We start from the raw sequence: 25,994 nt of genomic DNA, 5'->3' as shown, positions 1-25,994 counted from the left end.
CGTTAAAACTTAAAAGGCTCCCATTGTGGGAGCCTTTTTGTTTTCTATGACTTATTTCAGGAGGAGACATGTTTGTGGATTCACTATTGAGGCAAGGGGAGGCGCTTAACAGCATTCTACTTACAGAAACCTAGCGGTAGGTCATGAAAGCGATAACGACGCCGGCAACCACAAGGCAACCGCCAATTCGGCGCAGTTGCGTGTCTGGCTGTTGGCTTAATTGAGCAACCATGTTTCTCCAGCCATTGGGTGCAATCAAGGGCCCCAGCCCTTCAACGATAAGAACAAGCCCGATTGCGAGCCAGATAGAATTAGACATGTTGCTGCCTTTTGCCTGTAAAAAGATAATAATATCAGCATCTTTACGGATCTTCGCGGTGTCATTGCAAATTTGCTTGTCGTTAGCTTTAACAATTATGAACAAAAAATGACTGCAAGAAATGTGATTCGGTGCTAGAATCCATTTTTAATTAGCAACAGAAATTGGAAAGATGGGAAATAACGTAGTCGTTCTAGGCACCCAATGGGGTGATGAAGGTAAAGGTAAAATCGTTGACCTTTTAACTGAAGATGCAAAATACGTGGTTCGCTACCAAGGCGGTCACAATGCAGGTCACACACTTGTAATTGACGGTGAAAAAACCGTTCTTCACTTAATTCCATCAGGTATCCTACGCAATAACGTTAAATGTGTTATTGGCAACGGTGTAGTATTATCGCCTGACGCACTTCTTAAAGAAATGAAACCTCTTGAAGATCGCGGTATCCCAGTACGTGAGCGTCTTTTCATCTCTGAAGCTTGTCCTCTAATTCTTCCGTACCACATTGCAATCGACAACGCGCGTGAAATCGCTCGTGGCGCTAAAGCTATCGGTACAACGGGTCGTGGTATCGGTCCTGCTTACGAAGATAAAGTTGCTCGTCGCGGTCTACGCGTTGGCGACCTTTTCGATAAAGAAGCATTTGCTGAGAAGCTAAAAGAAGTTATGGAATTCCACAACTTCCAACTAGAGCACTTCTACAAAGCTGAAACAGTAAGCTACGAAGAAGTTCTTGAGCAAGCGATGAGCTACGCAGACATGTTAACTGCGATGGTTATCGACGTAACTGACGAACTAGACGCAGCACGTAAGCGCGGCGACAAGATCATGTTCGAAGGTGCTCAAGGTACGCTACTAGATATCGACCACGGTACTTACCCATACGTAACGTCTTCTAACACGACTGCTGGTGGTGTTGCTGCAGGTTCTGGTTTCGGTCCTCGTCACATCGGTTACATCCTTGGTATTACTAAGGCTTACTGTACTCGTGTTGGTTCAGGTCCATTCCCAACTGAGCTATACGATGGCCTTGAGAAGCAAGACCCAGTTGGTAAGCACCTAGGCGATGTTGGTCACGAGTTTGGCGCAACAACTGGTCGTCTACGTCGTACTGGTTGGTTCGATGCTGTCGCTATGCGTCGTGCAATCCAAATCAACTCTCTATCTGGTATCTGTCTAACTAAACTAGACGTTCTAGATGGCCTAGAAGAACTAAAAATCTGTACTGGTTACAAGATGAAAGATGGTTCTATCCTAGAAGTTTCTCCAATGGCTGCTGAGTCATTCGAAGAAGCGACGCCAATCTACGAAACAATGCCTGGTTGGTCTGAAAACACATTTGGAGCTAAATCTATCGACGCGCTTCCACAAGCTGCTCTAGATTACATCAAGCGTATCGAAGACCTAACTGGTGTTCCAATTGATATCGTATCAACTGGCCCAGATCGTAACGAAACTATCATCAAGGTTCACCCATACGGCGCATAATGCCTGCTGAGTGATTACCACAGCACGAACAGTGCTTTGATAATTAAATCGTTTCTAAAAGCCGACTTTCGTAAGTCGGCTTTTTAATACCTGCAATTTAGCCACTCACTCTTTGATGGTGATCTTTTAAGCGTCATCAGGCAAAATATTGCCTATTAGCGGCAAGTTTTGTCTAAAGCCATCAAGGTTGTTGCCGATACAGATATCATGGAAAGTGAAGTTCACCCTATTTTGGGGCGTCTACCTCGGTAGCCAATAAGAAATAGATAACTTTAGCGACAGATAATTGAGTGCAGGTATGAAGCTACGAATTGTGGCAGCTTCATTAATAATGGCGCTGAGCTCACCCTTGAGTCATGCAAATTTGGCTGATTTGGGAGAGCCCGTTCCAATATATACAGAAGCTGAACTGATTAAATTAATCGAAAATAATCGACATCTAGAGCGTGTGAAAGCGGATAAGTGCCAGCTAGTAGAAGATATCGTTGCTCGTGCAACGCGTATTAGCTTGCCTTCTTACGAGTTTTTATACGGTGATATGCTGGCGTGGGGTGTGTGTGTTCCACAAGATGTAGAGCTTGGTCTTTACTATATGGAAAACGCCGCGCATCAAGGTTTACCCGCAGCACTAGAGCAACTGGGTCGTTATTATTCTCGTGGAACCTTGGTTCAACAAGACAAAGAGCGTGCAATTCCGTACCTACGTGAAGCGGCCTCTATGGGTAACCTAAGTGCAAGCATTCACTTAGCGGAACTCTTACTGCGTGATTACGGTAGCCCGTTAGATTATGAAGATGCTTACCGCTGGTTATACAACTCGGTGACAGCAGATGACAGGCAACACAAACGTATTACTGTGCTTCGAAGCGGTTTGGAGCGGAGAATGCCAGACAATATTATTGCTCGAGCAAAACGCCGAGATGTGTTCTGGTAATGACGAATGTAAATTAAGGTTGATGGCTAACGACTGCACTCGTTAATCATCTATCTTGAATTAGAAAGATATCGATATAAAAAGGCCTCGTAGGTAAATACCTATGAGGCCTTTTTTGATCTGAACGGAAAACCGTTTATCTCATTCGGTGACGTTATTGAACAACTTCACCAGATTCAATCACCGTTTTACGAACGACTTTGGTGAAATCGAGTGCTTCTTGACGAATCTTGTCTTCATCGACGGTTAGCATGTCGCGGTCTTGCATGATGATCTTACCATCAACGATGGTGTGGCGAACGTTACCAGAATTAGCCGAGTACACTAAAGCTGAGTATGGGTTGTATACCGGAACCATGTTCGGTGCTTTGGTGTCGATCACTATGATGTCAGCTAGTTTACCGGTTTCAAGAGAACCGATCTTATCTTCCATGTGTAGCGCTTTTGCTGCGCCCATTGTCGCCATGTCGATCACTTTGATCGGAGGCATTGCTGCACGATCTTTGTTGACCAGCTTGTGAACTTTAGCGACTTGGTTGAATTCATCAATGGTGCTCAGGGTATTACCAGACATTGGGCCATCGGTACCTAAACCAATACGAACGTTTTCGTCGTACATCTTAAGGGCAGGGGATACGCCTTTCGCGGATTTGATATTGGCACTCATGTTATGAGCTACACCCATGTCTGATTTTTTCACCAGTTCGATATCATGATCATCCACTAGGATCATGTGTGCACCCACCAAGTTTTTGTTCAATGCGCCAATGCTGTCCATGTATTGAACTGGTGATAGCCCATCTGAACGCTCTGCGATTTTCTCTTCTTCACGGTGTGATTCTGCAAGGTGAATCATTACTGGTACATCTAACTCTAGAGAGAGCTTAGATATTTTCTGTAGGACTTCAGTGGTATTGGTGTAAGGCGCATGTGGGGCAAACGCAGGTGTGATTCGCGGGTGATCTTTGTATTCTTCAATGAAGTTCAATGCGTACTTAATGCCTTCTTCGGCGTTAGCTGCATCAGCTACAGGGAACTTAATCACAGTTTCACCTAGGATGGCACGCATACCGATCTTATCGACGGTTTTAGCTACTTCATCTTCGAAGTAGTACATGTCGGCGTAAGTGGTCACACCGCCTTTTACCATTTCGACGTTACCTAGGTTGGCACCAATACGTACCATGTCTCGTGATACCAACTTCTTCTCGAGAGGGAAGATATAACGGTGAAGTCGGTCTGGCACATCATCGGCTAATGAACGAAACACCGTCATCGATACGTGAGTGTGAGTATTGATGAGACCCGGCATCACGATATCACCATCAACATCTAAAACTTGCTTAGCTTGGTATTGCTTCTCTAGTGAAGCATCACCAACCGCAATGATTTTGTTGTCTTTGACGACAACAGTACCGCTTTCATAAACCGTTTTGTCTTGGTTCATGGTCAGAACCATCGCATCGGTAATCATCAGGTCAGCTTTTTCCATTGCCGAGCTAGCAAATGGAAATAGAGCTAGGCTTGCCATTGCTGAAGCCAATAAGGTGCGTTTTAGTTTCATATCATACTCAGAACAGGAGTTGGTAAAGTGCGTGGATAATAGTGTATTTCATTCATGGCGCAAACGTTTGTTTTATCGTTTGCTTAAAATTTTGATGATAGCCCACGTCTATGAAGTGATGTTTCACAAAGTGAAGATATGTATCAATCTGAGGTTATTTGAGGGTTTTCCAAAGCATATCTGTAGGTTACCCCTAGCATCAGATATACTAGGGGTATATACCTTCCTTGCTTAAGCAGGCCCGCCTATGTCAAAAAACACACCAATGTTAGAAAACACGACAGCGACAACCACTGTTGATCCTTTTGCCGACCGAGAGTCGAAAAATTACGATAACCCAGTACCAAGCCGAGAGTTCATTATTTCGTTTCTAACAGATGCGAATATTCCGATGAACCGCAACGATCTATTCGAAGCTTTGGGTCTTGCTGGAGAGGAACAATATGAAGGGCTACGTCGTCGTTTACGTGCAATGGAGCGTGATGGACAGCTTATCTTTACTCGTCGTCAGTGTTACGCATTGCCTGAGAAGATGGAACTGATCAAAGGCTATGTGATTGGTCATAAAGACGGTCATGGTTGGGTTCGCCCAGACGGCAGTGTGGGTAAAGACAATGATATCGTACTGCCGCATCATCAGATGAAAACCATCATGCACGGTGATTACGTATTAGTTCAGCCTACTGATAACAGTAAGCGTGGTCGTCGTGAAGGCCGCTTGGTTCGTGTGCTTGAAGAGCGTAAAACACCACTTGTTGGTCGCTTCTTCCTAGAGTACGGCCATTCTTATGTGGTTGCTGATGATTCGCGTATTAGTCACGACATCCAGATCCCTACTGAGCATAAAGGCGGTGCTCGAATGGGTAATGTGGTTGTGATTGAAATTACGGATCGCGGTGGTCGTTCTCGTAACATGATGGGTAAAGTGACCGAAGTTCTTGGTGAGAATATGGCGCCGGGTATGGAAACGCAGATTGCGATCCGTACTCACCAGATCCCACAAGAGTGGCCTGAAGCGGTAGATAAGCAAATCGAAAATCTTGGTGAGCATGTTCCGGAAGAAGCAAAAGAAGGACGTGTAGACCTACGTAAACTACCATTGGTTACTATTGATGGTGAAGATGCGCGAGACTTCGATGATGCGGTTTACTGTGAAGCGAAGAAAGGCGGAGGCTGGCGCCTATGGGTAGCGATTGCTGACGTAAGTTACTACGTTCGCCCAGATACCGCGCTAGACAAAGAAGCAATTAACCGTGGTAACTCGGTTTACTTCCCGTCACAAGTTGTGCCAATGCTGCCAGAAGTGCTTTCTAACGGCCTGTGTTCGTTGAACCCACAAGTAGACCGCTTATGTATGGTGTGTGAGATGACTATCTCAGACAAAGGTAAACTGTCGGGTTACAAGCACTACGAAGCGGTAATGAACTCTCATGCCCGTCTGACTTACAACAAAGTTGGCGCTATCTTAGATGGCAATGAAGAACTTCGTGAGCGTTACGAGCCTGAAGTACCACATCTTGAAGAGCTTCATAAGATGTACAAGGTACTTAAGAAAACGCGTGATGAACGTGGTGCGATTGAGTTTGAAACGGTAGAAACTAAGTTTATCTTCAATGCGGATCGTAAGATTGACCGTATTGAACCCGTCATCCGTAACGATGCACACAAGATCATCGAAGAGTGTATGATTCTTGCGAATATTGCATCGGCGTCTTACGTAGAAAAAGCAAAAGAACCTGCACTGTACCGTGTTCACGATACTCCGGGAGAAGAGCGCTTAACTGGCTTTAAGAGCTTCCTTAGTGAGCTAGGTTTAACGCTGGAAGGTGGCCTGTCGCCATCACCAGTAGACTATGCACAACTGATGCAACAGATTAATGAGCGTGAAGATCGTGAGTTAATCCAAACCATGCTACTGCGCTCGATGAAGCAAGCGGTATACAACGCGGACAACGCGGGTCACTTTGGTTTAGCTCTTAAACGCTATGCTCACTTTACCTCGCCAATTCGTCGTTACCCAGATTTGCTATTGCACCGCGCGATTAAGTACCTTATTGCGAAAGAAGAAGGCCGTCAGAGTGAGCGTTGGACGCCAACCGGTGGTTACCACTACACGTTCGATGATATGGACTTCTACGGCGAGCAGTGTTCAATGACTGAGCGTCGTGCTGATGATGCTACACGTGAAGTGAACGACTGGCTGAAATGTGAATACATGCAAGACCATGTCGGTGAAGTGATGGATGGCGTGATTGCGAACGTGACTGGCTTCGGTTTCTTTGTGCGTCTAACTGAACTGCACATCGATGGTCTGGTACATATTTCTGCGCTAGCGAATGACTACTACCAATTTGATGCTGTTGGTCAGCGTTTAGTTGGTGAAAGCTCGGGTAATATTTACCGCTTGGGTGATTCGGTTAAAGTGAAGGTTTCGGCGGTTAACTTAGAAACTCGTCAAATCGACTTTGATTTAGAAGACACCGATCGTCAGCCGCGTGGTAAAGGTAAAACAGCCAAGAAGCGTGCAGCTGAAGCGATGAAAAAGGCGAAAAGCAAGAAGCGTTCAGCGGTGAAGAGCAATAAGCCGAGCGTACCTGCAACGCCTTTAGTTGAACCAACTAAACGACCAGACGGAAGTAGCGAAAGTTCAGCTAAGAAGAAAAAGCCAGCGAATAAAACCGGTGCCGCTAAAGCTCGTGCTAAGAAAAAGCGCGCAGCAAGCCGTAAGCCAAAGGCTGATAAGTCTTAAGCTATCGTCATTACAGTGACGAGTAGGGCTTAAACGTCTAACGAATTTAAATGCGAGAGTATCAGGCGGAAGATGCATGCTCTCGAAATAAACAACACAGAGGTGGGTGCATCGGGTTTGATGCCTTCATCTCTGAGCAATAAGAGTAACCAGAGACAATGAGTAACGAATTTATTTACGGTATTCACGCGGTGAAAGCCGTACTAGAAAAAGATCCAGCACGCTTTATTGAAGCGTATGTGCTTAAAGGTCGTCAAGACGATCGCCTTCTTCCATTACTGAATCAACTGCAGCAATTTGGCGTGTCGATTCAACAAATGGGACGCAAGCCGCTTGATGAAAAAGCACAAGGTGCAAATCACCAAGGTCTTATTGCTAAGGTGAAGCCTGCTAAGCAGCTTAATGAAACTCACCTAGACGATATCCTTGCGCAGCACGAACAACCTCTGCTGTTGGTTCTAGACGGCGTAACAGACCCTCACAACCTAGGTGCTTGCTTACGTAATGCAGACGCCGCAGGTGTGGCCGCTGTTATCGTCCCTAAAGACCGCTCTTCGCCGCTAACGGCAACAGTAAGTAAGGTTGCTTGTGGCGCAGCAGAAACGGTTCCGCTAGTACGAGTGACTAACCTGGCTCGCACAATGCGTGCACTGCAAGAACAAGGTGTATGGTTTGTCGGTACGGCAGGTGAAGCAACGCATGATATCTATCAAGCGAAGTTGACTGGGCCGCTTGCTGTTGTGATGGGTGCTGAAGGTGATGGCATGCGTCGTTTAACGCGTGAAACGTGTGATGACCTGATTAAGATTCCAATGTCAGGCAGCGTGTCGAGCCTAAACGTTTCAGTGGCTTCTGGTATTTGTTTATTTGAAGCGGTACGTCAGCGTCTAGCTCAGTAACGTTCGACTTAACAAAGCCTAAACGACTTAAGTCTATGAATTTATTAACGCTCACTACTTGCTGGTGGGCGTTTCTTTTTAGGCACTTATGACGGAGCCTATTGGTTTGTCAGATGGCTAGATGGCGAAAGAAAAACTGTTTCATTATTCGCCAAATACCACTTGCCAATACCGGGTTCTTTCTATAATATTTGCCGTCCTTAAAACTCGGTCATTTTTCTTTAGTTCCTTGCTTCCCTTGGACGACCGAGCCTTTCGTGGAAGCTAATAATCCGTAAGGAGCAACCAAATGCGTCATTATGAAATCGTATTCATGGTTCACCCTGATCAAAGCGAGCAAGTTGCTGGCATGATCGAGCGTTACACTGGTTCAATCACTGAAGCTGGTGGTACTATCCACCGTCTAGAAGACTGGGGCCGCCGTCAAATGGCTTACCCAATCAACAAACTTCACAAAGCTCACTACGTTCTTATGAACGTTGAAGCTGGCCAAGAAGTGATGGACGAGCTAGAAACTGCTTTCCGTTTTAACGATGCAGTTCTACGTAACATGATCATGCGCACTAAAGGCGCTGTGACTGAGCAATCTATCATGCTTAAGCAAAAAGAAGAGCGTGCAGAGCGTGCTCCTCGTCGTGATGACCGTGAAGAACGTGCACCACGTCGTGAAGAAGAAGCTAAGCCAGAAGCTGCTGCTGAGTAATTCTTTTTTGGCCTTTTAGGTCATTAAATTTTATTCAACTCGTTTAGGTATTTCCACTACAAGCATTTGCTTACGCTTATTTATAAGCCAGTGTGAATACCGCATTATTAAATTTAGATCAGGAGATAGCCCATGGCTCGTTTCTTCCGTCGTCGTAAATTCTGCCGTTTTACTGCAGAAGGCGTACAAGAGATTGACTACAAAGACGTAGCAACTCTAAAAAACTACATCACTGAAGCTGGTAAAATTGTACCTAGCCGTATCACTGGTACAAGTGCTAAATACCAACGTCAGCTAGCTCGCGCTATCAAGCGTTCTCGTTACCTAGCTCTACTACCGTACACTGACAAGCATCAGTAATCGGTAATAGTTAATAATAGTTTAAGAGGACTAAGATAATGCAAGTTATTCTACTTGATAAAATCGGTAACCTAGGTGGCCTTGGCGACCAAGTAAACGTTAAATCTGGTTACGCTCGTAACTTCCTTATCCCACAGGGTAAAGTAGTTATGGCAACTAAAGAAAACGTTGCTATGTTCGAAACTCGTCGTGCTGAACTAGAAGCTAAAGTTGCTGAGCAACTAGCTGCTTGTGAAGCTCGTGCAGAGACAGTTAACACTCTAGAAGGCGTTACAATCGCTTCTAAAGCTGGTGACGAAGGCAAACTATTCGGTTCTATCGGTACTCGTGACATCGCTGACGCTATTACAGCGGCAGGTGTTGCAGTAGCTAAGAGCGAAGTACGCCTACCTGAAGGCGCTCTACGTAACATCGGTGAATTCGAAGTAAGCATCCAACTTCACTCTGAAGTTTTTGCTACTGCGAAAATCACGATCGTTGCTGAGTAATTTCAGTACCAAGACGAATTCTTTCTTTTGAAAGCTTTAAACACCAGCTTCGGCTGGTGTTTTTTTATGTCTGAAATATAGGAAAACATAGGGGAGGGTTGCAGTAGGTAAAAAGCTTACAGTGATCCATAAGCTCTTATTGCTGAACAGGTCGTTCTCAAGGTTAGAAGTGGCCTTAAGATTAGAACTGCTCCTGAGACTAGAATTGAAAGAGCAGGTTAATCGACAGCACAGAGTCTTCTTTGCTTAATCCATTAGGTACCTTATCGTGGTACTGACGAGAATGAGCAATCTTCAGTGCAATATTGTCAGTAATATCGTTGATCGCTTCTAATTCAGTATCAAATTTCAGGTTACTGTGGCCAGATACTAACGTTACATCGGCTTTGAGCTGTAAATTCTTCAGCACTTGCCATGACGTGTTCACATTGCCACGGAAAATGGCTTCCTCAACAATCTCAGGAAAGATGATGTCATCGTCGTCTAATTCATCGAGATTCGGTTCTTGGTAACGAAAACCCGGGCCCACTTCAACTTCCAACACAAACTCTTCTGTATTTGAAAATTGGTAACCCAAACCACTAGAAACGGTATAGTCTTTAAAATAAGCGCTATAACGTGAGTCGACACCTTTGAAGCTGCCGTAGAGGTAGGTTTTGGGGCTTAACTTATAATCACTTTGAGCCGAGTAAGTCGATTGCCTTTTGTCTTCTTCACCATCTTTGTAGAGGTTGTAGTATTTCCATTCGCCACTGGTTCTATGACGGCCAGTCGTATACTCACCATTTAGGCGGGCATTTAACGATCGAGAATCAGAATTACCAGTATGCGACTGATATCCAAATTCGACTTCAGTCTTTAGCGGGTTAGGCAGTTCTGTGTCACTCGTATCACTCGGTGCGATATCCATATCTTTTTCGGGTGTTGGTGCAACGACGATCGGCTCAGCAGCAGGTTCTGGTACTACTATCGAGTCGAGGATTGCATCAACAGAGGCTTTAGCATCATCCGCTAAGGCCAACGGAGTGCTCAGGAGACCGATGCTTAGAAGACTAGAGCTTAGAATACCAGTGCTCAGAGCCAATAATTTGGACACACATACCTCTAGTTATACAGTGAATGAATGGAAGGATCGTAATGCTACCCTTGGTTAATTCCGTCAGCAATAGGTAAATTCTTACTGAAGAATAAAACAATCCCCGAGGATTGCATTACAAATGCATGTTCTTGGGTATAATGAACGATCATTATTAGTTATTGAGTGTAGTCATAGTGGATACCAGAAGTCAGAAATCAGCCAGCGATCAGGTGGACGCCATCAAAGTCCCACCACATTCATTAGAAGCTGAGCAATCTGTTATCGGCGGTTTGTTGCTGGACAACGAACGCTGGGATACGGTTTCAGAAAAAGTCGTGAGCAAGGACTTTTATAGTCGCCCTCACCGTCTGATCTTCGAAGCAGTAAAAGATATCCTTGAAGAAAGTTCTCCTCTGGATCTTATTACACTCTCTGAACATTTAGAGTTGCGTGAGCAGCTCGAAGAAGTTGGCGGTTTTGCATACCTTGCCGACCTTGCTAAAAATACCCCAAGTGCGGCGAACATTAACGCTTACGCAGATATCGTGGCGCAACGTGCTCTAGTTCGTAGCCTGATTGGTGTGGCGAATGAGATTGCCGATTCTGGTTATGACCCTCAAGGTCGTACATCAGAAGAGCTTGTTGATCTGGCTGAGAGTAAGGTCTTTGCGATTGCAGAAGGCCGAGCGAGTGAAAACGAAGGCCCACAAAACGTTGATAGCATTCTAGAGAAGACTCTGGAACGTATCGAAATCCTATATAAAACGCCACAAGATGGTGTGACTGGTGTCGATACTGGCTTCAACGACCTCAACAAGAAAACAGCAGGCCTACAGGGTTCTGACTTAATTATTGTTGCTGCGCGTCCATCGATGGGTAAAACCACCTTTGCGATGAACTTATGTGAAAATGCGGCGATGAAACAAGACAAGCCGGTTCTGATCTTCTCTCTTGAGATGCCAGCCGAACAGCTGATGATGCGTATGCTTGCGTCACTTTCTCGCGTCGACCAAACCAAGATTCGTACTGGTCAATTGGATGATGAAGATTGGGCGCGTATTTCATCGAGTATGGGTATTCTTATGGATAAGAAGAATATGTATATTGATGATAGCTCGGGTCTAACACCAACAGAGGTGCGTTCGCGTGCTCGACGTATCGCTCGTGAGCATGATGGTATCTCTATGATCATGATAGATTACCTTCAATTGATGCGTGTACCTTCATTGTCTGAAAACCGTACCTTAGAGATCGCTGAAATTTCGCGTTCCTTAAAAGCCCTTGCGAAAGAGTTGAACGTGCCGGTTGTGGCACTTTCTCAGCTTAACCGTTCCCTAGAGCAACGTGCTGATAAGCGCCCAGTAAACTCGGATTTGCGTGAATCAGGTTCTATCGAGCAAGATGCCGATTTGATCATGTTCATCTATCGTGATGAGGTTTATAACCCAGACAGTTCACTGAAAGGCATCGCTGAAATTATCCTTGGTAAGCAGCGTAACGGTCCTATCGGCTCGGTTCGTCTGACATTCCAAGGGCAACACTCCCGATTTGATAACTATGCAGGCCCTGCATTTGATGATGAGTAATCGCTAATGACTTACATGAAAGCGGCGACGGCGAGCATTGACTTAAACGCGCTCGAACATAACCTGAACCAGATAAAGTCGAAAGCGCCTCAGTGCAAGGTAATGTCTGTTGTGAAAGCCAATGGCTACGGACACGGCTTACTGCATATCGCTAAGCACTCGAAAAACTCAGATGCTTTTGGTGTGGCGCGTATTGAAGAAGCATTACAGCTTCGTGCTGGTGGCATAGTTAAACCTATTTTGTTGCTGGAAGGCTTTTACTCTTCGGGTGACTTACCCATTCTAGTAACCAATAACATTCAAACCGTGGTGCATTGTGAAGAGCAATTAAGCGCGCTAGAGAATGCCGATTTGGAAACACCCGTTGTGGTATGGCTAAAAGTCGACAGTGGTATGCACCGCCTAGGCGTTCGCCCTGAGCAATACCAGAACTTTGTTGAGCGTTTGCATCAATGCCCAAATGTGGCAAAGCCATTGCGCTACATGAGCCATTTTGGATGTGCTGACGAGTTAGATAGAACCACAACAGTTGAGCAGACTGAGCTTTTCTTATCTCTTACCGACGGTTGTGAAGGGGAGCGTTCACTTGCGGCCTCTGCAGGTCTATTAGCTTGGCCTGATAGTCATCTTGATTGGGTTCGCCCCGGAATCATCTCTTATGGTGTTTCTCCGTTTGTTGATAAATCAGCGCAAGAGCTGGGCTTTTTGCCGGTGATGACTCTGACTTCACACTTAATTGCGGTTCGTGATGTGAAGGCTGGTGAAAGTGTGGGTTATGGTGGTAACTGGACCAGTGAACGTGATACCAAGGTTGGTGTTATCGCAATAGGTTATGGTGATGGCTATCCACGCATGGCACCTAACGGCACGCCAGTGTTTGTAAACGGTAGAAAAGCACCGATTGCAGGTCGTGTCTCCATGGACATGCTAACGGTCGACCTTGGCCCTGATGCTGCAGATCAAGTTGGTGATGAAGCGACGCTATGGGGCAAAGATTTACCTTCAGAAGAAGTCGCGGAACATATTGGCACTATCGCTTACGAACTCGTGACGAAACTGACGTCTCGTGTAGCAATGGAATACGTGAAATAAATATGTTCAAGAGAGCCTCTCGACACTGGCTAATGTCAGCTATGGCATTGCTCAGTGTTAGCTTTTCTTCTTCCGCTGTGAGTGAAGAAAAAGATACGGCCTTTGTCCCTTTCTATTTCAGTACTGAGACGATGGGTAACACCTTTGGGGTTGCTGGTGTCGCAAAGGGTGTTTGGCAGCCTCAAGCCGCTTTGTTTGCGATGGCGCTCTATTCTGATAAAGACAGCTATGTTGGTTTTTTATCTGCTTTCAACTTTGCACTTTCTGAGAATGTCTTATTCAGCACTCAGATGTACCAAGCACGCTTCAACGACAATCCTTATTACATTGGCTCTCAAGGCGATAACGATTCATCTATTGATGATAAAACCATTGCCGATGGCTTAGAGCAAAACTATCAGTTTGAATTTAAGTATTTGCTACCTTGGGGCAATGTTGCAGAACATGGCTTGTTAGGGGCTTTTCAGCCAATCAAAGATGTTAGCTTTGCCTCACCTGTCGATTCGGGTGTCAGCTCGATTATCTTCACACCTTTTTATACCGCTCGTGAGCTAGAAGGTTTAAACAACACGGAAGAGGCGACAGGCTTTAGTCTGGCTTTGGATTGGGATAACCGTGATAGCACTCGTAACCCAACTAAAGGTTCTCATACTAACCTTGAGTTCACTACCGGTGCTGAAAGTTGGTCTAACGATGACTTGTGGTTGAAGTGGACGTTCCAAAACAGTCAGTATTTCGCATTAGGCCCTTTAGGCGACTTGTTTGACCAACAAGTCGTGGCACTCGATTTCTATACCGCTGATACACCAACTTGGGATAACTGTTCTGGGCAGGATTGCGCGCGTCCACCTGAGACAGAACAAGCTCGACTTGGTGGATTGTATCGATTAAGAGGCTATACCGGAGGGCGTTACCACGGACGTTCTGCAGTCCATTATTCAGCGGAATACCGAGTCATCCCTGATTGGCAACCGCTAGGTGATATCCCTTTAATTAACTACTACGATTTGCCTTGGTGGCAATGGGTGGCGTTTGCTGAAGTAGGGCGCGTTGCGGATGAGTACGATATTAAAACCCTGCACACGGACATGAAATGGAGCCTTGGTGGCGCGGTTCGTTTCCAAGTGGAAGGCATTGTTGTTCGAGCCGAATTAGCGCGAGGCGGCGACGAAGGAACCTTTCGGGTCATGATAAACCAGCCCTTCTAAAGCTTTCGGCTTATGGTAGGCCAAATGCTATTTTTATAGAGTGGTCGTGGAAACACACCACTCTTTTTTATTAAGAAGACATTGTTTTTATTAAAAAGCTCTCGCTTTCAAGCCGTCTACTCACCTTGAATCGTCGCGATCACAGTGCGGCTTCCACCACAATCTCGGTGTTCTCCTAAGTAAATGCCCTGCCATGTTCCTAAAGCTAAACGACCATTGCTAATTGGTATTGTCACACTGGTGCCAAGTGTCGATGCTTTAATGTGGGCTGGCATATCATCATCGCCTTCATAAGTGTGTCTGTAGTAGGGCGCTCGCTCGGGTACAAACTTATTAAAGTGCGATTCCATATCGGAACGAACGGTAGGATCCGCGTTCTCATTTAACGTGAGACTGGCAGAGGTATGTTGGATAAAGAGATGTAATAAACCAACAGATAGAGAGTTGATATCGTGTATCTGTTGTTCAATTTCATCAGTAATGAGATGGAATCCACGCTTTCGTGCATTTAGGTGTATAGTCTTCTGAATCCACATACGCCATCCTTTATAATGTATTTGGAAAAAAAGTGGTTTAACGCTATCTTTTGAACTTGAATTTATCAGGTATCGCTCACATTTAATTATGTTAGAGCTAGAGTCTGTACCGATTCTTCTATCAGGAAATCTAATCCTGATTTATCTCAAGGTACAGCTCTTCATATACTGCATAATACGTTGTGAAAAAAAATTACAAAGAATCTTTCAGTGGTGACGCGGTTTGGTCATCATAGAAAAATATAAACTTTCGCCTAATCGGGGGTTCTATTCATCACTCTTGTGACGTTTAGAATAAAACCTACAGTAATATCGGGATAGATACCATGTTGAAAAATATCAACCCAACGCAAACACAAGCGTGGAAAGCTCTAACTGCACATTTTGAGTCAGCTCAAGATATGGATATGAAAGAACTATTTGCTCAAGATGCAAAGCGTTTCGAGAGCTTTTCTACTCGTTTCGGTTCTGACATCTTAGTAGATTACTCTAAGAACCTTATCGACGCTGAAACGATGCAGCACTTATTCGCTCTTGCAAACGAGACTGAAGTTAAGTCTGCAATCGAAGCAATGTTCGGCGGTGATGCAATCAACAAGACTGAAGGTCGTTCAGTACTTCACACTGCTCTACGTAACCGTAGCGACAACCCAGTAATGGTTGATGGCAAAGACGTAATGCCAGCAGTTAACGCAGTACTAGCAAAAATGGAACTGTTCACGCACCGCATCGTTTCTGGTGAGTGGAAAGGTTACACAGGTAAAGAGATCACTGATGTAGTTAACATCGGTATCGGCGGTTCGGACCTTGGTCCATACATGGTGACTGAAGCTCTAACGCCATACAAAACTCGCCTGAACATGCACTTCGTTTCTAACGTAGATGGCACTCACATTGTTGAGACACTTAAGCCTCTTAACCCAGAAACAACGTTGTTCCTAGTAGCATCTAAGACATTTACTACTCAAGAAACAATGACGAATGCACACTCTGCTCGTGATTGGTTCTTGGCTGAAGCGGGTGATAGTGCACACGTTGCGAAACACTTCGCAGCACTATCAACTAACGCAACTTCAGTTGCTGAGTTTGGTATTGATACTGACAACATGTTCGAATTCTGGGACTGGGTTGGTGGTCGTTACTCACTATGGTCTGCAATCGGCCTTTCTATCTCTCTTTCTATCGGCTTTGATAACTTCGCTGAGCTACTAGATGGCGCACACGAGATGGATAACCACTTTTCTTCAACTGAGTTTGAAAGCAACATCCCTGTGATCCTTGCGCTTATCGGTATTTGGTACAATAACTTCCACGGCGCTGAGTCAGAAGCGATTCTACCTTACGATCAGTACATGCACCGTTTTGCTGCTTACTTCCAGCAAGGTAACATGGAATCAAACGGTAAGTTTGTTGACCGTGAAGGCAACCCAGTAGAATACCAAACAGGTCCTATCATCTGGGGTGAACCAGGTACAAACGGCCAGCACGCTTTCTACCAACTGATTCACCAAGGCACTAAGCTGATCCCATCAGACTTTATTGCTCCTGCTATCAGCCACAACCCTGCATCTGATCATCACCAGAAGCTAATGTCTAACTTCTTTGCTCAAACTGAAGCACTTGCTTTCGGTAAGACAAAAGAGACAGTAGAAGCTGAATTCCTAGCGGCAGGCAAAACAGCAGAAGAAGCAGCTGAACTTGCTCCTTTCAAAGTATTTGAAGGCAACCGTCCAACGAACTCAATTCTTGTTAAGCAAATGACTCCTCGCTCTTTAGGTAACCTAATCGCGATGTACGAGCACAAGATCTTTGTTCAAGGCGTTATCTGGAACATCTTCAGCTTTGACCAATGGGGTGTAGAGCTTGGTAAGCAACTAGCAAACCAAATTCTTCCAGAGCTTGCTGACGATGCTCAAGTAACCTCTCACGACAGCTCAACTAACGGTCTTATCAACGCATTTAAAGCGCTTAAAGCTTAAGACTGTTTGAGTAACACCAAGTAATAATTGTAAAGCGCCAACCTTTCGGTTGGCGTTTTTTATGTCCGTTGGTCTTGCTGCAATAAAAAAGGCTGACGTATGTACGTCAGCCTTTTGTATTTTTATTTACTGCGGTTGTCTCTATTCGAAACAGATCTCGATGAAGGCATTACCCCACTGAGATGTGAAAGGCATGATGATGATAGCACCTTCACACTTATGACGAATGGTGTGGCCTTTACCTGATACGACGATTGGCGTTGCCATGTCGAAATCAAAGCCGCTTTCTGCAAGAATACGTTTTGCACCACCAGTCACCATGTTAGTTATTTCACCAACCATATCGGTCACTTCTTCGTTCAAGCCATTTGGTCGTTCACCCAACATGTTTTCCATGATTTCTAAGGCAAGACCTTCATCAAAAGTGATCGACATTGAGCCTCGAGATTGTGTGCCAACCATACCAATCAGGCCGGATACATCACCACGAGCGATCTCATCTTTCTTAACTCTCGGTTTTTGTGGTTTCAATTCTAGAGAAGCCATCGTTTTTAGTACATTCATCAAAGAAGCTAAAAACGGGTTTACAAATTCAGCGCGCATAATGTTCTTCTATAATCTTATTCTTTCATCTCGGAGGAGCAAGATTGGCAAATGCCATGCGACTCAATGACTTGATTAGTCAATTTAAAGCCATGCTTCTCAGCGTTACTAGCGAGTAGAGTGACAAGCACATCGTCTTGCAATTCTACCACAGTGCCACATTTATCGCAGATCAGTAGTTGGGAAAAATGTTTGTTTGCATTGCAAGAACAGCAACATATGAAGCTATTGGTTGATTCAACTCGGTGAATGAAACCTTGTTCCAACAAGAAATCCAAAGCGCGATATACTGTCGGAGGTTTGGCTTGTGGTTCACTGACTTTCAATTGCTCTAACAATTCATAAGCACTAGAGGCTTTTTTATTAGAGAAAATGAGCTCAAATACTCGCTTTCTCTGAGGTGTTAATCTAACGCCTCGAGATGCGCATATCCCTTCAACTTGCTCTACTAATGTGTGGTCCAAATTTTTCACCATTCAATCGGACATCCCTATTCAAACCTTATTTATAGGTTACTACGTTTTGGGAGCCATTGATTTCTATTAAAGTCAGGTACAGAGCGTATTGTGACCCACGACTTTGAATAAGACAAGGTAACTCAAAATGACAGTGTGACTCAAGGCGTAACTGATTGATTGAGTCTGAATTAGAGGTCTGGTGAATGTATTTATAAAAAATGTGAGGCAAAGTTCATATAGCACAAACAAGGCATAGCATTTACAATAGCCGACCTTGCTTCTGCTGGGTATTCCAGCATATTTTTTTGACTCGCTACTAGGTTACTTTGCCATGACACATTCATGTAAGTTGTCTGTCGCTCCAATGCTCGATTGGACTGACCGCCACTGTCGTTACTTTCACCGTTTGCTCTCTCAGCAGACGCTTCTGTACACGGAAATGATAACAACAGGTGCGATCTTACATGGTAAGGGCGACTTTCTAGAATATAACGAGCAAGAACATCCTCTTGCTCTTCAACTTGGCGGCTCAAACCCGGTTGATCTAGCTGCATGTGCCAAGCTTGCTGGTGAGCGTGGCTATGATGAAGTAAACCTAAATGTAGGTTGTCCTTCAGACCGAGTTCAGAATGGTCGCTTTGGTGCATGCTTGATGGCTGAGCCTGAGCTGGTGGCAGATTGCGTATCGGCGATGAAAGAAGTGACTGATATTCCAATTACTGTGAAAACGCGAATTGGTATCGATGACCAAGACTCTTATGAATTTCTGACTAAGTTTGTTTCGACGGTTTCTGAAAAAGGCGGCTGTGAGCAATTTACGATTCATGCTCGTAAAGCATGGTTGAGTGGCCTTAGCCCAAAAGAGAACCGCGAGATCCCACCGCTAGATTACGATCGTGCATACCAAATCAAGAAAGACTTCTCTGATCTTGTGATTGCTGTGAATGGTGGCATTACTACTCTTGAGCAAACTAAAGAGCACTTGCAACACCTTGATGGTGTGATGATCGGTCGTGAGGCTTACCATAGCCCGTTTATCTTGGCTGAAGTCGATCAGCAGATCTTTGGTTTAGGCACGCCAATCAAGAAGCGCTCACAAGTGGTTGAAGAAATGTACCCGTACATTGAGCGTGAGCTTTCAAATGGTGCAAGCTTAGGACACATCTCTCGTCATATGCTTGGTTTGTTCCAAAGCATGCCGGGCGCAAGACAATGGCGTCGCTACATCAGTGAAAACGCACATAAGAAAGGTGCAGGTATCGAAGTGATGCAAACAGCATTGGCTAAGATCCCTAAAGAGTTAAACGTATAACCTCCCTCTAGGTTAAAAGTTCGAGCTTAAAAGCCAAAGCTAAAAACCCAAGATTTAAATCTAAGGTTAAATTCGCCATTAGAGGCTAAATTTACCATTGATGGTTTCTTTAAAAGCCACGCATTAAGATGTGTTGCTTTTTATTTGCCTGATAAATAAGGGTTTTATTATTTTTACTAACTTGGTATGGAAGCTGCAATATTAGAAAGTAGGAAAGATAGGTCATTAACTCATTAGGGAGACCATTATGTTTGAATTAATCTTTGTTCTTATTTTCGTCGCAACTCTACTTGTCACTGGTATCACGTTTATGACGGTATTGGCTGCAACCGGAGTCGCGTTAGCAGTCATGTTGGTTTTAGGTATGATGGGCGTCGTGTTTAAGTTGCTGCCTTGGTTAATCGTAATTGCATTGGGTATCTGGTTTTTCAAAAACTTTGTACACAGTTCTAACCAAAGACGTTACTAAGGTCATGGTGTCGTCAAATCTTTGAACGTCAGCGGTTTATCGTTTGAGAATTTAAGATGTGTGATAGAATTTTCCCCAATAATCTATGAATGTGCATACAATTAGCACAACGATATGGAATTGGAGCTATCTCAAATGAATAAAATGCCATTAATTGCTTTAGTGGGAATGCTATCTTTAAGCTCGGCAGTATCTGCTGAAGAAGAGTTTTCTTACACGGCTAAAGTCGGTGCCGATATGTGGTGGGGAAGTACAAAGCTAAACGAAGTTAGACAAGATGATGATTCTAACTCTCCTTCGTTGTATTTCGCATTTGAGCATAATGCCCCGATGCTACCAAACGCTAGTTTTCGCTATACTTCTGTCGATGCGGATTCATTGGCCTTCGATAAGTACGACTACACCTTCTATTACACATTGTTAGATCACAAGCTGATGAACTTTGATGCAGGTGTGACTTTTACTCAGTATTCAAACTCGAATTACATCGAACCGAAAACAGGTGGCGCTCAAACAAGCTTTGATGAATTTACTTGGAGCTTCTACGGTAACGCAGAGATCAACGTTCCCGACACCAACTTCGATATCATTGGGACGATGGAGTTTGGTGATAGCAATGGTATTAAGAGCACTGACTTGATGGCGGGTGTTCAGTACCGAATTCCAGTATCAGAATCTGAAATTGCCCTGCGTGGTGGTTACCGTGTTATCGATTTAGATTCAGATGAGTTCTTTAGCTCTGATCTAGGTAAAAGCTTTGTCATGGTAGATGGTTGGTTTGCTGGCGCTGAAGTGCGCTTCTAGGCTATTCAAGCTCATTTAGAACAAATTTTAAGAACGCCACTTTATTAAGTGGCGTTTTTTTATATCTATTGATTATATCTTTCTGGAATTAGTTAGCACATTCATCACTTTCGACCATCCTTAATACAGAGAGCTAATTAGCGTCTATTCTTAAAAGGACTATGTTGTGAGGTCAAAGCAAGGGATGGAATATGACACTCAATGAATTACGAAATTTATATCGAGAAAATCTGTTGGTTGAAGCGATCATAGAGCCCTCAATTCAAGAGGGGTCTTGGGTTGTGGAGTTTCGCCATATGGGCGGTGGCTTTGTTTTGCTTACTGATGTTCATGGTGAAGAGTGTCATTACGCGGATTTAGACCTAGCATCTAAGTCGGCAATGGCGGTTGGCTTTCAACAAGTTCGTATTGAAAACCAGTAACTCAATTGACGTTTCAATCGGTTTTTACTTCCAAAAAGTTATAAAACATACTTTTCTATTCTTTCTTGTTATTAAAAGGAGTGGTTAATCTATCGTCACGCAATGATTAGGGATGTCGTGACCATGTCTTTAAATAAGAAAGAGTCTTCACAAAATAATAATGCACAGTCTGGGGCTAATGAGTTACCTGGGCTAGCAGCACCACTTAATGACCAACAATTGGGTCATCTTCAGAAAACTGTTTCTGAGTTATCTTCACAACAACTGGCATGGGTCAGTGGTTACCTTTGGGGTGTGAGCCAAACTCAGCCTGTGGGTGCCGCCGCGCCAATCGCTCAAGCAGCCGCTGCAGTAGCCGCAAAACCTGCGGGTAAGCTCAGCATTATTTTCGCATCTCAAACAGGTAATGCTAAAGGCGTCGCTGAATCGCTTGAGGCAGAAGCGAAAGCCTTAGGAATCGCGGTCGAACTTTTCGATGCAAGTGATTATAAAGGTAAGAACCTAGCCAAAGAGACACACGTCATTTTTGTGGCTTCAACTAATGGTGAGGGCGAAGCCCCTGATAACGCCATTGAGTTGCATGAATTCCTACAATCGAAGAAAGCGCCAAAATTATCAAACCTACAATACGGTGTGATTGGTTTAGGTGACTCAAGCTATGAGTTCTTCTGCCAAACAGCTAAAGACTTCGATAACTTCCTCGCTAAGCTTGGTGCTAAATCGTTTGTTGATCGTCTTGATTGTGATGTTGATTACGAAGAGTCAGCAACGGAATGGCGCGGTAAAGCATTAGAGCAAGTAAAAGAGACGCTATCGACAGGCAATGAAGCCGATGTGGTTCAATTACCAGTAGGTCAAGCGGCTGCCGGTCATTCACAATATACTAAACAAAACCCATACACCGCTACACTATTGACGAGCCAAAAGATCACCGGTCGTGATTCGGGCAAAGATGTTCGTCATATCGAGATTGATCTTGATGAGTCGGGTATTACTTACCAACCGGGTGATGCGCTAGGCGTATGGTTTGAAAACAGTTCAGAACTCGCAAATCAGATCCTTTCTAAGGTTGGGTTGTCTGGTATCGAAAGTGTTGATGTCGATGGTGATAACTTATCTGTCCACAGCGCACTTGTCAGTAAATTCGAGATTACATCTTCAAACCCTCAACTTGTGACTAAGTTTGCCGAGCTATCGGGTAGCAAGAAGTTAATCAAGTTGGTGGAGGATAAAGACAAGCTTCGTGAATACGCGGGTAATACTCAAGTTGTCGATGTTTTAGCTGAGAAGAAAACTAAGCTATCGGCTGATGAATTGATTGGTCTACTACGTAAGCTGACTCCGCGCCTTTACTCTATTGCATCAAGCCAAGCAGAAGTGGATGAAGAAGTTCACTTAACGGTTGGTCTGGTTGAATACCAAAAAGGCGATGAATCTCGTTTAGGCGGAGCTTCTAGCTTCTTAGCTCAGCGACTTGAAGAAGGTGGTGAAGTGAAGGTGTTCGTTGAGAACAACAATAACTTCAAACTACCACAAGACGACAATACGCCAATCATCATGGTCGGCCCGGGTACCGGTATCGCACCGTTCCGCAGTTTTGTTCAAGAGCGTGAAAACAATGATGCTGAAGGCAAAAGCTGGTTGTTCTTTGGTGACCGAACTTTCACTCAAGATTTCTTATATCAAGTTGAATGGCAGAAGTACCTTAAGTCTGGTGCGCTAACCAAGCTTGATGTTGCCTTTAGTCGTGACCAAAAAGAAAAGGTTTATGTTCAAGATCGCTTAATCGAACAAGCAGCTCAGGTTTGGCAATGGCTGCAAGAGGGCGCGTACCTCTATGTATGTGGCGATGCGACTCGAATGGCGAAAGATGTTCATGAAGCGTTAGTTACGATAGCGGAAAAACATGGCAATCAGAGCCGCGAACAAGCTGAACAATATATTAATGATTTACGTAAAGCGAAACGTTACCAAAGGGATGTGTACTAATGAGCAAGCAAGTAATCGAGCAAGAAGTGCTAGGTCAAGTACTGGGACCTTTGGCTGATAACGAACGTCTTAAGCGTGAAAGTAAAAATCTTCGCGGTACGATTGAACAAGATCTCCAAGATAGAATTACGGGTGGCTTTACTGCTGATAACTTTCAGTTGATTCGTTTCCACGGTATGTATCAACAAGACGACCGTGATATTCGTAATGAACGTACCAAGCAAAAGCTAGAACCTTTACATAACGTCATGCTGCGTGCGCGTATGCCTGGCGGGATCATCACTCCGAAGCAGTGGTTAGCTATTGATAAATTCGCAGATGAAAGCACCTCTTATGGTTCTATCCGTCTTACTACCCGTCAAACGTTCCAGTTTCACGGTGTATTGAAGCCGAACATTAAGTTAATGCACCAAACACTAAATAGTATTGGTATAGATTCAATCGCGACTGCGGGTGACGTAAATCGAAATGTTCTATGTACGACAAACCCTGTTGAGTCTGAGCTTCACCAAGAAGCTTACGAGTGGGCGAAAAAGATCAGTGAGCATTTATTACCTAAGACACGTGCTTATGCTGAGATCTGGCTAGATGGTGAAAAGCTAGCAACAACGGATGAAGAACCTATCCTAGGTAGCAACTACCTACCGCGTAAGTTCAAGACGACGGTTGTAATACCTCCGCAAAATGACGTAGATGTTCATGCTAACGATCTTAACTTCATCGCGATTGCTAAAGACGGAAAGCTGGTGGGCTTTAACGTATTAGTGGGCGGTGGTCTTGCAATGACGCACGGCGATACTTCTACTTATGCACGTAAAGCTGACGACTTTGGTTTTGTGCCATTAGATAAAACGTTAGATGTAGCCGCTGCGGTGGTAACGACTCAGCGTGATTGGGGTAACCGTTCGAACCGTAAGAACGCAAAAACCAAATACACACTAGACCGTGTTGGTATTGATGTATTCAAAGCAGAAGTAGAAAAACGTGCAGGCGTTGAGTTTTCTGAAAGCCGTCCTTATGAGTTTACTGGCCGTGGAGATCGTATCGGTTGGGCGGAAGGCATTGATGGTAAGCACCACTTAGCGTTATTCATCGAAAATGGTCGTTTACTTGATTTCCCAGGGAAAGCGCTGAAAACAGGTGTTGCTGAAATAGCGAAGATCCACAAAGGTGACTTCCGCATGACAGCGAACCAAAACCTAATTGTTGCTGGTGTACCTAAGAGCCAAAAGGCAAAAATTGAAAAGCTGGCACGTCAATACGGTCTGATGGATGATGCCGTTTCCGAGCAGCGTAAAAACTCAATGGCTTGTGTGGCATTCCCAACGTGTCCTTTAGCAATGGCAGAAGCTGAGCGTTTTCTTCCTGAGTTTGTAACGGATGTTGAAGACATTCTGAAGAAACATGGATTACCAGAAGAAGATAACATCATCCTTCGTATCACAGGCTGTCCAAACGGCTGTGGTCGTGCAATGTTGGCTGAACTTGGTTTAGTCGGCAAGGCGCCGGGGCGTTATAACATGCACTTAGGTGGCAACAAAGCCGGAACTCGTATCCCGAAGATGTATAAAGAGAACATCACTTCAGCTCAGATCTTAGAAGATATTGATTCGCTGGTGGGACGTTGGGCTACGGAACGTAACGACAATGAAGGGTTCGGTGATTTTACAATCCGAGCTGGCATCATCGAAGAGGTGATCATTTCAAAGAGGGATCTGCATGCATAATTCTGTCGCTTCAAAATTGAAGTTAGCAGAGCTACTCGCATTGACTAAGACGGAGCAGATACTTCGTCTTGGACAAATTAATGCTGAGTTAGAACAGCTAACTGCATTAGAAAGAGTGAAGTGGGCTCTAGAAAACTTAGAAGGAACACATGTGGTGTCTTCTAGTTTCGGAATCCAAGCGGCGTTGATGCTGCACTTAGTGACTCAAGCAAAACCCGATATTCCAGTTATTCTTACGGACACTGGGTATCTATTCCCGGAAACGTATCGATTTATCGATGAGTTGAGTCAGAAGTTGACTCTAAACCTTCAAGTCTTTCGTTCTCAGCAGAGCCCTAATTGGCAAGAAGCGCAATATGGCAAACTTTGGGATCAAGGTATAGAAGGGATAGAGAAGTACAACAAGCTTAATAAAGTTGAACCGATGAGAAGAGCGCTGGATGAGCTCGAGGCTGGCACTTGGTTTTCTGGCTTGCGAAGAGAGCAATCTCAATCGCGTGCAAACTTGCCTATCTTATCTATCCAAAATGGTGTGTTTAAGTTCTTGCCAGTAATTGATTGGACAAATAAAGATGTTCATTATTACTTAGAAGAGCATGGCCTTAGTTACCACCCACTTCGTGAGCAGGGGTACCTTTCTGTTGGAGATACTCATACGACTAAGAAATGGGAACCGGGTATGACTGAAGAAGAAACCCGTTTCAATGGTCTAAAACGAGAATGTGGTCTCCATGAAGACGATGGAGAGCAATATGGCTCTGGGATTTAGACTCATTGCTATTTAAAAAGCTGCCTCAAGGCAGCTTTTTTAGTTTCTAGGGGATGAAATTAAAGTAATTGTGGATAAGTCTGTGGTTATTGTGTAGGTACTTTGTAGTTAAACTTGCATAAATAAGGCTTTGAGTGTTTATCCATCATCTAACCGTTATTTTTGCAGTTTTCGGTAATAAACACTTGCCAATGTGAGGAACATCTCTATAATGCCGCCTCACTGACACGGTAGACGCCACAAGGCTTCAGCGAAGAATGTTAGTAAGGCAACTAGCTTTAAGCGATAATTTGCTTCTACTTTTAGAAAGTAGGAATTAATTTTCAAAAGTGTTTGACACTGAGAATTAAAACGCTAGAATGGCCGCCTCTTCCGAAGTGATGTAAGTCACAACGAAGAGAAGCTCTTTAACAATTTAAACCTATCAATCTGTGTGGGCACTCGTTGATGAATATCA

General features: G+C 44.3%; 24 protein-coding genes. 18 read left to right on the top strand and 6 right to left on the bottom strand.

What is annotated here, in order from left to right:
- Nucleotides 1–130: 130 nt before the first annotated feature.
- Nucleotides 131–319, bottom strand: a complete 189-nt coding sequence (locus ED652_RS16245) for a DUF2065 domain-containing protein (protein ID WP_026012244.1) — start codon at nt 317–319, stop codon at nt 131–133.
- Between the two features lie 172 nt (nt 320–491).
- Between ED652_RS16245 and ED652_RS16240 the strand changes: the two genes are divergently transcribed.
- Nucleotides 492–1,808: an adenylosuccinate synthase gene (locus ED652_RS16240; protein WP_017078237.1), complete on the top strand. Its 1,317-nt coding sequence runs from the start codon at nt 492–494 to the stop codon at nt 1,806–1,808.
- A 298-nt stretch (nt 1,809–2,106) separates the two neighbouring features.
- Nucleotides 2,107–2,742 carry a tetratricopeptide repeat protein gene (locus ED652_RS16230; RefSeq protein WP_122055485.1) on the top strand — a complete coding sequence of 212 codons (636 nt, stop codon included), beginning with the start codon at nt 2,107–2,109 and terminating at the stop codon, nt 2,740–2,742.
- 154 nt (nt 2,743–2,896) lie between these two features.
- On the opposite strand, the gene ED652_RS16225 is transcribed toward ED652_RS16230, so the two are convergent.
- Nucleotides 2,897–4,306 (bottom strand): amidohydrolase, encoded by a 1,410-nt coding sequence (locus ED652_RS16225; RefSeq protein WP_122055484.1) that lies wholly within the window; start codon nt 4,304–4,306, stop codon nt 2,897–2,899.
- 247 nt (nt 4,307–4,553) lie between these two features.
- Between ED652_RS16225 and rnr the strand changes: the two genes are divergently transcribed.
- The 5 genes from rnr (at nt 4,554) to rplI (ending at nt 9,505) form a co-directional block, all read left to right on the top strand.
- Complete coding sequence (rnr, locus tag ED652_RS16220) at nt 4,554–7,055, top strand: ribonuclease R (RefSeq protein WP_122055483.1); 2,502 nt, start codon at nt 4,554–4,556, stop codon at nt 7,053–7,055.
- Nucleotides 7,056–7,213: 158 nt separating this feature from the next.
- The gene (gene rlmB / locus ED652_RS16215) at nt 7,214–7,954 is read left to right on the top strand and encodes a 23S rRNA (guanosine(2251)-2'-O)-methyltransferase RlmB (RefSeq protein WP_004735856.1); all 741 of its coding nucleotides are present in this window, start codon (nt 7,214–7,216) and stop codon (nt 7,952–7,954) included.
- A gap of 289 nt (nt 7,955–8,243) precedes the next feature.
- Nucleotides 8,244–8,657: a 30S ribosomal protein S6 gene (rpsF, locus tag ED652_RS16210; RefSeq protein WP_004735855.1), complete on the top strand. Its 414-nt coding sequence runs from the start codon at nt 8,244–8,246 to the stop codon at nt 8,655–8,657.
- 132 nt (nt 8,658–8,789) lie between these two features.
- Nucleotides 8,790–9,017: a 30S ribosomal protein S18 gene (gene rpsR, locus ED652_RS16205; RefSeq protein WP_000090472.1), complete on the top strand. Its 228-nt coding sequence runs from the start codon at nt 8,790–8,792 to the stop codon at nt 9,015–9,017.
- Nucleotides 9,018–9,055: 38 nt separating this feature from the next.
- Complete coding sequence (gene rplI, locus ED652_RS16200; protein WP_017107439.1) at nt 9,056–9,505, top strand: 50S ribosomal protein L9; 450 nt, start codon at nt 9,056–9,058, stop codon at nt 9,503–9,505.
- Nucleotides 9,506–9,704: 199 nt separating this feature from the next.
- Here rplI and ED652_RS16195 read toward each other — a convergent pair whose 3' ends face one another.
- On the bottom strand, nt 9,705–10,601 hold the full coding sequence (locus ED652_RS16195) for a DUF481 domain-containing protein (RefSeq protein ID WP_122055482.1): 897 nt from the start codon (nt 10,599–10,601) through the stop codon (nt 9,705–9,707).
- Nucleotides 10,602–10,777: 176 nt separating this feature from the next.
- Between ED652_RS16195 and ED652_RS16190 the strand changes: the two genes are divergently transcribed.
- The 3 genes from ED652_RS16190 to ED652_RS16180 are packed head-to-tail and all read left to right on the top strand — an operon-like array spanning nt 10,778 to nt 14,469.
- Nucleotides 10,778–12,169: a replicative DNA helicase gene (locus tag ED652_RS16190; protein ID WP_162929952.1), complete on the top strand. Its 1,392-nt coding sequence runs from the start codon at nt 10,778–10,780 to the stop codon at nt 12,167–12,169.
- A gap of 6 nt (nt 12,170–12,175) precedes the next feature.
- A complete protein-coding gene (gene alr / locus ED652_RS16185) occupies nt 12,176–13,261 on the top strand; it encodes an alanine racemase (RefSeq protein WP_122055481.1) in 1,086 nt (361 codons plus the stop codon).
- Nucleotides 13,262–13,263: 2 nt separating this feature from the next.
- Nucleotides 13,264–14,469, top strand: a complete 1,206-nt coding sequence (locus ED652_RS16180) for a BamA/TamA family outer membrane protein (RefSeq protein WP_122055480.1) — start codon at nt 13,264–13,266, stop codon at nt 14,467–14,469.
- Nucleotides 14,470–14,585: 116 nt separating this feature from the next.
- Here ED652_RS16180 and ED652_RS16175 read toward each other — a convergent pair whose 3' ends face one another.
- Entirely contained in the window at nt 14,586–15,005 is a 420-nt protein-coding gene (locus ED652_RS16175) for a secondary thiamine-phosphate synthase enzyme YjbQ (RefSeq protein ID WP_102291149.1), read from the bottom strand.
- A 326-nt stretch (nt 15,006–15,331) separates the two neighbouring features.
- On the opposite strand from ED652_RS16175, the gene pgi reads away from it, so the two are divergent.
- Nucleotides 15,332–16,984, top strand: coding sequence for a glucose-6-phosphate isomerase (pgi, locus tag ED652_RS16170; RefSeq protein ID WP_122055479.1), 1,653 nt, complete (start codon nt 15,332–15,334; stop codon nt 16,982–16,984).
- Nucleotides 16,985–17,125: 141 nt separating this feature from the next.
- Here the strand turns inward: pgi and ED652_RS16165 are convergent, their stop codons facing one another.
- Nucleotides 17,126–17,587 carry a chemotaxis protein CheX gene (locus ED652_RS16165; protein ID WP_004735847.1) on the bottom strand — a complete coding sequence of 154 codons (462 nt, stop codon included), beginning with the start codon at nt 17,585–17,587 and terminating at the stop codon, nt 17,126–17,128.
- A gap of 17 nt (nt 17,588–17,604) precedes the next feature.
- The gene (gene zur / locus ED652_RS16160; protein ID WP_122055478.1) at nt 17,605–18,063 is read right to left on the bottom strand and encodes a zinc uptake transcriptional repressor Zur; all 459 of its coding nucleotides are present in this window, start codon (nt 18,061–18,063) and stop codon (nt 17,605–17,607) included.
- Nucleotides 18,064–18,376: 313 nt separating this feature from the next.
- Between zur and dusA the strand changes: the two genes are divergently transcribed.
- From dusA to ED652_RS16125, 7 genes are all read left to right on the top strand, one after another.
- Entirely contained in the window at nt 18,377–19,357 is a 981-nt protein-coding gene (dusA, locus tag ED652_RS16155; RefSeq protein WP_122055477.1) for a tRNA dihydrouridine(20/20a) synthase DusA, read from the top strand.
- Between the two features lie 247 nt (nt 19,358–19,604).
- Nucleotides 19,605–19,826 carry an envelope stress response protein PspG gene (gene pspG / locus ED652_RS16150; RefSeq protein WP_017108630.1) on the top strand — a complete coding sequence of 74 codons (222 nt, stop codon included), beginning with the start codon at nt 19,605–19,607 and terminating at the stop codon, nt 19,824–19,826.
- A 135-nt stretch (nt 19,827–19,961) separates the two neighbouring features.
- Complete coding sequence (locus tag ED652_RS16145) at nt 19,962–20,630, top strand: TIGR04219 family outer membrane beta-barrel protein (protein WP_122055476.1); 669 nt, start codon at nt 19,962–19,964, stop codon at nt 20,628–20,630.
- Between the two features lie 191 nt (nt 20,631–20,821).
- Complete coding sequence (locus tag ED652_RS16140) at nt 20,822–21,052, top strand: hypothetical protein (RefSeq protein WP_004735813.1); 231 nt, start codon at nt 20,822–20,824, stop codon at nt 21,050–21,052.
- A 123-nt stretch (nt 21,053–21,175) separates the two neighbouring features.
- Nucleotides 21,176–23,041, top strand: a complete 1,866-nt coding sequence (locus tag ED652_RS16135; RefSeq protein WP_122055501.1) for an assimilatory sulfite reductase (NADPH) flavoprotein subunit — start codon at nt 21,176–21,178, stop codon at nt 23,039–23,041.
- Nucleotides 23,041–24,768 (top strand): assimilatory sulfite reductase (NADPH) hemoprotein subunit, encoded by a 1,728-nt coding sequence (gene cysI / locus ED652_RS16130; RefSeq protein WP_061026048.1) that lies wholly within the window; start codon nt 23,041–23,043, stop codon nt 24,766–24,768. Before ED652_RS16135 ends, cysI begins: the two co-directional genes overlap by 1 nt.
- Entirely contained in the window at nt 24,761–25,537 is a 777-nt protein-coding gene (locus tag ED652_RS16125; protein WP_102542874.1) for a phosphoadenylyl-sulfate reductase, read from the top strand. The genes cysI and ED652_RS16125 overlap by 8 nt, the downstream gene beginning before the upstream one ends.
- The last annotated feature ends 457 nt before the right edge of the window (nt 25,538–25,994 follow it).

The sequence above is a fragment of the Vibrio sp. Evd11 genome (assembly GCF_900382755.1).
Lineage (GTDB): Bacteria > Pseudomonadota > Gammaproteobacteria > Enterobacterales > Vibrionaceae > Vibrio > Vibrio lentus.
The sequence above is the reverse complement of the archived record's forward strand: the minus strand, read 5'-3'. Positions and strand labels throughout refer to the sequence as shown.

Excerpts from the sequence above, each read along its gene's own strand:
- pspG (WP_017108630.1), top strand. The coding sequence starts at position 19,605 with ATGTTTGAATTAATCTTTGTTCTTATTTTCGTCGCAACTCTACTTGTC.
- rlmB (WP_004735856.1), top strand. The coding sequence starts at position 7,214 with ATGAGTAACGAATTTATTTACGGTATTCACGCGGTGAAAGCCGTACTA.
- ED652_RS16230 (WP_122055485.1), top strand. The coding sequence starts at position 2,107 with ATGAAGCTACGAATTGTGGCAGCTTCATTAATAATGGCGCTGAGCTCA.
- rpsF (WP_004735855.1), top strand. The coding sequence starts at position 8,244 with ATGCGTCATTATGAAATCGTATTCATGGTTCACCCTGATCAAAGCGAG.
- ED652_RS16125 (WP_102542874.1), top strand. The coding sequence starts at position 24,761 with ATGCATAATTCTGTCGCTTCAAAATTGAAGTTAGCAGAGCTACTCGCA.
- ED652_RS16180 (WP_122055480.1), top strand. The coding sequence starts at position 13,264 with ATGTTCAAGAGAGCCTCTCGACACTGGCTAATGTCAGCTATGGCATTG.
- alr (WP_122055481.1), top strand. The coding sequence starts at position 12,176 with ATGACTTACATGAAAGCGGCGACGGCGAGCATTGACTTAAACGCGCTC.
- zur (WP_122055478.1), bottom strand. The coding sequence starts at position 18,063 with ATGGTGAAAAATTTGGACCACACATTAGTAGAGCAAGTTGAAGGGATA.
- cysI (WP_061026048.1), top strand. The coding sequence starts at position 23,041 with ATGAGCAAGCAAGTAATCGAGCAAGAAGTGCTAGGTCAAGTACTGGGA.
- ED652_RS16145 (WP_122055476.1), top strand. The coding sequence starts at position 19,962 with ATGAATAAAATGCCATTAATTGCTTTAGTGGGAATGCTATCTTTAAGC.
- ED652_RS16175 (WP_102291149.1), bottom strand. The coding sequence starts at position 15,005 with ATGTGGATTCAGAAGACTATACACCTAAATGCACGAAAGCGTGGATTC.
- rpsR (WP_000090472.1), top strand. The coding sequence starts at position 8,790 with ATGGCTCGTTTCTTCCGTCGTCGTAAATTCTGCCGTTTTACTGCAGAA.
- ED652_RS16225 (WP_122055484.1), bottom strand. The coding sequence starts at position 4,306 with ATGAAACTAAAACGCACCTTATTGGCTTCAGCAATGGCAAGCCTAGCT.
- rnr (WP_122055483.1), top strand. The coding sequence starts at position 4,554 with ATGTCAAAAAACACACCAATGTTAGAAAACACGACAGCGACAACCACT.
- rplI (WP_017107439.1), top strand. The coding sequence starts at position 9,056 with ATGCAAGTTATTCTACTTGATAAAATCGGTAACCTAGGTGGCCTTGGC.
- ED652_RS16245 (WP_026012244.1), bottom strand. The coding sequence starts at position 319 with ATGTCTAATTCTATCTGGCTCGCAATCGGGCTTGTTCTTATCGTTGAA.
- ED652_RS16165 (WP_004735847.1), bottom strand. The coding sequence starts at position 17,587 with ATGCGCGCTGAATTTGTAAACCCGTTTTTAGCTTCTTTGATGAATGTA.
- ED652_RS16135 (WP_122055501.1), top strand. The coding sequence starts at position 21,176 with ATGTCTTTAAATAAGAAAGAGTCTTCACAAAATAATAATGCACAGTCT.
- ED652_RS16240 (WP_017078237.1), top strand. The coding sequence starts at position 492 with ATGGGAAATAACGTAGTCGTTCTAGGCACCCAATGGGGTGATGAAGGT.
- dusA (WP_122055477.1), top strand. The coding sequence starts at position 18,377 with ATGACACATTCATGTAAGTTGTCTGTCGCTCCAATGCTCGATTGGACT.
- pgi (WP_122055479.1), top strand. The coding sequence starts at position 15,332 with ATGTTGAAAAATATCAACCCAACGCAAACACAAGCGTGGAAAGCTCTA.
- ED652_RS16140 (WP_004735813.1), top strand. The coding sequence starts at position 20,822 with ATGACACTCAATGAATTACGAAATTTATATCGAGAAAATCTGTTGGTT.